This is a genomic window from Synechococcus sp. R6-7 (assembly GCF_047461695.1).
In the GTDB taxonomy this organism is placed as follows: Bacteria; Cyanobacteriota; Cyanobacteriia; order Thermostichales; family Thermostichaceae; genus Thermostichus.
This window is the reverse complement of record NZ_JANSHS010000054.1, coordinates 1-6,288: the sequence shown is the minus strand read 5'-3', so window position 1 is coordinate 6,288 and position 6,288 is coordinate 1. Positions and strand designations below refer to the sequence as shown.

The window sequence follows — 6,288 nt, the reverse complement described above, 5'->3', positions numbered from 1 at the left end:
GGGGGCGGCACTTTTCTGGATGTGACGTTGGGAGGGGGTGGGCACAGCTTGGCGCTGCTGCGGGGGGGAGCTGCCCGAGTGGTGGGGTTGGATCGGGATCCGGCGGCTCTACAGGCGGCGCAAGCGCGTTTTGCAGCAGAAGGGATCCCCGGCAGCCGCATCCAACTGTGGCACCTCAATTTTGCCGATTTCGATCTGCAGCAGCACGGCTTTCGGGATGAGCAGGGGCAGGGGATCCCCTTCGATGGCATCGTGGCCGACTTGGGGGTGAGTTCTCCGCAACTGGACTGCCCTGAGCGGGGATTTAGCTTTCGCGGGGAGGGGCCGCTGGACATGCGCATGGATCCCAGTGCCGCTCAGGAAACCGCTGCCGATTGGGTTAATCATCGCCCGGTCGAAGAGTTGATCGAGATTTTCACCCGTTACGGCGAAGAGCGATTTGCCCGCCGCATCGCCCATCACATCGAGCAGGCTCGTCCCCTCGCCACAACCACTCAGTTGGCCCAGGTGGTTTGGCAGGCAGTACCTCCGGCAGCTCGGCGAGGCCGCATCCACCCGGCCACCCGCGTCTTTCAGGCGTTGCGCATTGCCGTGAACCGAGAACTGGAGGCTTTAGAAACCTTACTGGCCCAAGCCCCCACTTGGTTGAAACCCGGCGGCAGGTTGGCCGTGATCAGCTTCCATAGCCTTGAAGATCGCTTGGTGAAATGGGCCTTCCGCAGGGATCCCCGTTGGCAGGTGCTCACCCCCAAGCCCTTGTCCCCTTCCGAACTGGAACGGCAACGCAATCCACGGGCCCGCTCTGCCAAACTGCGAGTGGCTGCCCGCAGCAGTCAGATGTAGGTTTAGGTTGGTTCTCCCGCTCTCAAGAGATCGGCTACTGTGAAGCGGACGGCTAGCCCGCCGAGACCAGGAATCGGGAGAAGGGGGTTGCTATTGGGGGATGCGGGGAACTAGGGTGAAGCGGAACCGGCAGTCCTGCACCGTCGGATCCCTTGGTGTGTGTGAGGTTAAGCCCTATGGTTAGCCAGCCTTTGAACGCAGGTCTTGATCGTCCCAAGAGCCCTCGTCGCCACAGACAGCCTTCTGCTCTGAGCCGACCCCTCTCCGGTACAGTTCAAGCCAGCCGCACCCAGCCTTTGGATTTGAAGTTGAAATCAGCCCATCCTCGCAGCCAACATTCGGCTTGGGCAGAACACCTAGCTTGGTGGAAGCAGATCTCCACAGGGATGGCTATCCTCTCCGGCGTTTCAGTGTTGAGCCTTTACAGTTGGACTGTGCATACCCAAAGCCGGTGGAGCCAGCGTTACCAGGTGTGGCAGCAGATGCAACGCAACGAACGACAGTTTCTGCTGACTCAGGAATCCATCGCCAATTCTCTGCGGGAAATTGCCGACCGCTCCGAAATGGTGCCGCTGGTACCGGATCGGATGATTGAGGTGCCAATTGCCTCTCCCAGCCATGTTGAACCGGATCCAGCCCACCAGACGACAGCCCCGCCTGAAATCGAAAAAGCTCCTCTTTTCTACCCGGTTGGGTACTAGTCCAATGAATCCCGTGGACAGCAGCCAAGCCACTGCTCCCCTCTTACTCTCCCAAAGGCTGTAGATTTTGCAAGATCTCAGCGTATCTCTATCCTCCCTATTCTTCAAATTCTTCAAAAGTCAAGGGATCCCTGGGCCTCGCGATCTGGAGTAGCAGCGGGCTATCCTTCAACTGCTTACAAAGCAGTGAAGAAATCTGGCCTAAATGGGATGTGGCCCATCCGAAGCCCTGGGATTGCCGTTGGGATCCCGTTCACCCCTGGGGATGACATCCCCCCTGGCAGGATAGGAACTCCAGAGCAGGGGATGTATGATGCCTAGCACGGCTTTTTCGGAGCAATCGCAGAGAAAGCTGTACCGACAGGTTGTCCTGGGGATCAGCCAGGGCATGTAAAGGGGAAAGTCCGGTGCAAATCCGGCGCTGTGCCGCAACTGTGATGGGCTTGGGCTAGACCCATGCCCTCAGTCAGGATGCCCGCCTGCGGTTTTGGCTCGCATTTCTTCCGCGTCGCACGGAATCAGGAGCTTTAGGAAAATGAATCCCATTCTAGGTCTCAGCCTGGCGCTGGGGGGCTTTGTTTTGGGGATCCCAGCGTGGGCGCAGCCGGCAGCTTCCCCGCCCTCAGCTCAAGAGGTTTTGGAAACCGGCGTTAGCGCCGAGATTTTAAATCAACCCGTCACCACGCCTTTTCGTCGCCCCGGCTTGCTGCGGGATTCTTCCCGCCCGGTTTACGTCGTTACCCGCCAGCAAATTCGAGAGCAAGGGGCAAGAACCGTTCAGGAGGCCCTGCGCTACCTGCCCGGGATCCTCAGCGACGGCACGGCGGGAACCCAGTTGGGAGCCCTTAGCTCCCAGTTTATGCGGGGAGGACGAACGGCCCAGGTGTTGGTGCTCTTGGATGGCCGCCCCATTAACGACCTGGGCTTTTTTGGCGGGTTCGATCTGTCTCAGATCACTACAGATGTGGTCGAGCGTATTGAGATCTCTCCAGGTGGGGGCTCCACCTTATACGGCTCCGATGCCGTTGGCGGGGTCATCAACATCGTAACCCTGGAGCCAAAGCCGGGATCCGAGACCGTGCTGGAAGCGGCTATCGGCAGCTACGGCCTCAACGAGCAAGGGATCCAAAACCGCGGCCAAGCGCAGGATCTGGGCTGGGTGGTCAGCTATCGCCGTCTGCAGAGCAACAACGACTTTCCCTTTGAAATTAGGCGTTTGGGCAAAGCAGGCAGGCGGGAGAACTCGGCAGTGGAGTACCACAACCTACAAGCCAAACTCACCTGGCAACTGGCAGAAGGCCAGGTCCTAACCGGAAATGCCCTTTATCTCAATAAAGCGTTTCAGGTGCCTGGCAGCACCGAGTTTCCCTCCCCCGATGCAGTGCAAAACACCAACGACCTGCTGTTAGATCTCAGTTGGCTGTGGGATCAAGAGAGGGGATCCCTGCAAGCTAGGGTATTTTTTGACGACCTCAACTATCGCTTCAGCGCCCCACAAAGCCAGGGATCCCGGGATGAGATCCTGCGAACGGGGTGGGGATCCCAACTGCAATACACCTGGAAGGCTGCTGAAAACCTGGAGCTTACTCTAGGAGCGGATTACCGATCCATTTCAGCTCGCAACACCACCTTCTCCTTTGCCAGGGGATCCACCAATGTCAACTACGACAATACCGTGAACCAAGGGGCCCTCTTTGCCCGCCTGGATTACAAGCCACAGCCCAACTTTTATCTCAACTTAGGTGTTCGCCAAGATTCGAGCAATCTGGTCAACGGTTCGGCCACCTCTCCTGCCGCAGGGATCCGCTGGGTTTTGGCAGAAGGCACCACCCTGAGGGCCAATTATGCCGGCAGCTTTCGCACCCCCTTGATCTCAAACTTATTCTTTCGTTTGCGGGGCTTTTTTGAGGTAGATGGGAACCCCAATTTGCGCCCGGAGCGGGGAGAGAGTTTTGACATTGGCCTGGATCAGGCTTTGGGAGATTTTGGCCTACTGCGCTTGACCTTTGCCCATAACCGCATCCGCGATGGCATTACCTTTGTCAGCACTGGCCCGCGCAGGGGAACCTACGAAAACATTGAGCTCGTGGAATACACGGGCTTGGAAGCAGCCCTGGATTTGCGATTGGGGGAAAACTGGACTCTTTTTGCCAACTACACCCTAAACGATCCCATCATCCGCTCGGCGCTGGATCCCAAAGCGGTTGGCAAACAGTTAGCCTTTGTGGGAGCAGACAGCCTAAACCTGGGCCTGAGCTACCGCGATGCAGAGGATCGGTATGCCTCAGTTTTCCTGCATCACATTGGCACTTTCTTTACCAACAACGCCAATACCCAATCTCTGCCCGGCTACACCACCTTAGCTCTGCGGGGAGGGATCCCGGTTGCAGAAAATCTCGCTCTCGAGGTGGGAGTCGATAACCTGCTGGATGAGCAATATGAGGTTTTCCCCGGCTACCCCGGAGTGGGTCGCACCGTTCGGCTTAATTTAAGGGGCCAATTTTAGAGCGACTTGAGGCTGACTTTTAGCTGTCTAACTCACTGCTGAATCCTTGGCCAAGACATTGAGATCGTCTTTGCCTCTTCTCACACCCTTTGCTTGGACAGAAACCTATGACTATATCAAGGAGCACCATGTCTCGATCAACTTCCCAGTTGCCCATCCAAGCTGGCAGCGCTGCCCAGCAACCCAGCAGCCATTGTCTTTGGGTTTGTGTCACTTGCGGATCTCGGTGGGTTAACGGCCAAAAAGAAGGGATTAGCAAGGGAGAAATGCTGCTGTCTGCCCTGCAATCTCAAACCCTCAATCCTCAACTGACCCTGAAGCCGGTTGCCTGTATGAGCGGCTGCAGCCATGCTTGTGTCGTTGCGTTGGCAGCACCTCAAAAGATGACCTATGTTTTTGGAGATCTCGATCCAAAAGATGTGGATCTCATTCTGCAGACAGCAGAGCTCTACCTCACCAAGCCAGATGGGATCCTACCCTGGGCCGAGCGCCCTCTCAAAAAAGGGGTGATTGCTCGTATTCCACCACTGCACTGAGGAGCTTTCTCATGGCCACTTTTACCCCCTGGATAACCCCCCTCCATCAAGCTTGGCAGGAAGTTTCTCTGACGGGTTGGACAACCCTTTATGAAGGGATCCCTGCCCATATTGACTGCTTGGGGCCGTTGCTCTACGAGCTGTTTCAAGAGCACTGGGCCGAGATCCAGGTGGGCCATGTGGCGGAAGGCGGGGTGCTGGAGCTGGCTTTCAAGAAACCTCCAGCTTTGTGCGTGCTCTACGATGGCTATCTAACCGTTGCCACCGAAACTTGGCACCTGCATTTGTGCCTGGAGGAGCACCAAGGCGGCCCCCATCGCAAGACCCCACCCGAGCTGCGCCGCAAAAGATTGGTTAGCTGTGCTGCTCTCTACCGGCGCCTCAATCCCCAAGGTCAGCCCCGCATGTGGGGGATCCAATTCTGGAATGGAGCAGAAGAACCTTTGCTGCAGATTTTTCTGCCCAGCCCCTTTTTGGGGCCAGAGGAAGACTACCTGCCGGAAGGCAAAGCAGATTACCAAAAGCTTTCTCTTTACGAGCGCATCCGCGCCATCTATGTGCAGGGGAAAGAGCGGATCCCCTATGAGGATAACCCTCTTAAACGTCCCTACCTTGCCGTCTGTCGTTCCAGCCGTTGTTATCCTTCCCGCAACTACCAACCGGTTGTAGAAGCTCTGGAATCCGCCCTTCGAGAAGCCAACCTGGACGTACAGGTTATCACCTCAGGCTGCTTGGAAGTTTGCCAACAGGGGCCGGTGGTTTTTTACTCCGGAGATTGCACCTGGTACAAGCGGGTTACTCCCCAAGTAGCTCGGCAAATTGTTTTTGAGCATTTGCTTAATAGCTGTCCTCTGAAAGACCACCTTTTTCCAGGAGATTAAAGCATGATTGGCCTGCAATCGAGTGCTCAACCTATCCCCAGATCTTGCCGCTTGATCTCAGCCCCACTTTGGATACAAGCTGCTCAAGATTTGGCCCGAGGCTGGTTCTGGCCCAGCTTGTTTACCACCGTCGGCTGTCTCAGCAATATTGCTTATACATGTACCCTTCCTTTTGTAACTGTTGGTATTGTTGCAGGCACAACTTTAACCCGCCAAAGGGCAATCATTAGTGCTTTGATGATTTGGCTGGCCAACCAAATCTTTGGCTACACCTGGCACAACTATCCCCGCACTCCCGATTCGTTTGCCTGGGGGTTGGTGCTGGGGATCGGCACGGTGGGGATTGCTCTTGCTGGCGGTTACCGACCTCTGTTTTCTCAGTCCAAGCCGCTTCGGCCAAGGCAACTGCTGCTGAACTATCTCTGGATCCCGGCCATGCTCATCTTGGGGTTTCTGGCTTTTGAAGGGCTGATTTTGGCAGCCGGCCTGGTCTTGGGGGGAACGGAGGGCTTGACCCTGCCCATTCTGGGCAAAATCTGGTTGCACAACTGGCTGTGGACAGGACTTTGGATCGGGATCCACGCGCTGCTGGTGTGGGACAGAGGACGTCGCCGGGTGTGGCTGGGAGAGGAGAAACTGCGGTGAGCTGCTCCCGTACAAGCTCTTCCCATCCCGTCAGCGGTGCGGAGCACTTTTGCAGTGATCTGAAACATCCCCAAGAGGGATCCAGGCCAAAATAGGGGCGACCTATGTGGGAGGGGATCCCTTTGCAACTCAGTCGCGTTAACAGTGAGCATGACTCTAGTCAATGATACGCTGGA

At 56.5% G+C, this 6,288-nt stretch carries 6 protein-coding genes and 1 riboswitch; all 6 genes read left to right on the top strand.

Going from position 1 to position 6,288, the window contains the following annotated elements; genetic code table 11:
- The coding region (rsmH, locus tag NW815_RS02135) for a 16S rRNA (cytosine(1402)-N(4))-methyltransferase RsmH (RefSeq protein WP_414415664.1) at positions 1–843 on the top strand (843 nt) is incomplete at its 5' end.
- A gap of 176 nt (positions 844–1,019) precedes the next feature.
- Positions 1,020–1,544 (top strand): hypothetical protein, encoded by a 525-nt coding sequence (locus tag NW815_RS02130; RefSeq protein ID WP_414389030.1) that lies wholly within the window; start codon positions 1,020–1,022, stop codon positions 1,542–1,544.
- A gap of 345 nt (positions 1,545–1,889) precedes the next feature.
- Positions 1,890–2,042, top strand: a riboswitch (cobalamin riboswitch).
- 37 nt (positions 2,043–2,079) lie between these two features.
- The gene (locus NW815_RS02125) at positions 2,080–4,050 is read left to right on the top strand and encodes a TonB-dependent receptor plug domain-containing protein (RefSeq protein ID WP_414389028.1); all 1,971 of its coding nucleotides are present in this window, start codon (positions 2,080–2,082) and stop codon (positions 4,048–4,050) included.
- Between the two features lie 128 nt (positions 4,051–4,178).
- Positions 4,179–4,586, top strand: coding sequence for a DUF1636 domain-containing protein (locus tag NW815_RS02120; protein WP_041436418.1), 408 nt, complete (start codon positions 4,179–4,181; stop codon positions 4,584–4,586).
- Between the two features lie 11 nt (positions 4,587–4,597).
- Positions 4,598–5,467, top strand: coding sequence for a (2Fe-2S) ferredoxin domain-containing protein (locus NW815_RS02115; protein ID WP_414415663.1), 870 nt, complete (start codon positions 4,598–4,600; stop codon positions 5,465–5,467).
- Between the two features lie 237 nt (positions 5,468–5,704).
- Positions 5,705–6,112 (top strand): hypothetical protein, encoded by a 408-nt coding sequence (locus NW815_RS02110; RefSeq protein WP_238376949.1) that lies wholly within the window; start codon positions 5,705–5,707, stop codon positions 6,110–6,112.
- Positions 6,113–6,288 lie beyond the last annotated feature (176 nt).

Coding starts and splice junctions, on each gene's coding strand:
- NW815_RS02130 (WP_414389030.1), top strand. CDS start 1,020: ATGGTTAGCCAGCCTTTGAACGCAGGTCTTGATCGTCCCAAGAGCCCT.
- NW815_RS02125 (WP_414389028.1), top strand. CDS start 2,080: ATGAATCCCATTCTAGGTCTCAGCCTGGCGCTGGGGGGCTTTGTTTTG.
- NW815_RS02120 (WP_041436418.1), top strand. CDS start 4,179: ATGTCTCGATCAACTTCCCAGTTGCCCATCCAAGCTGGCAGCGCTGCC.
- NW815_RS02115 (WP_414415663.1), top strand. CDS start 4,598: ATGGCCACTTTTACCCCCTGGATAACCCCCCTCCATCAAGCTTGGCAG.
- NW815_RS02110 (WP_238376949.1), top strand. CDS start 5,705: ATGATTTGGCTGGCCAACCAAATCTTTGGCTACACCTGGCACAACTAT.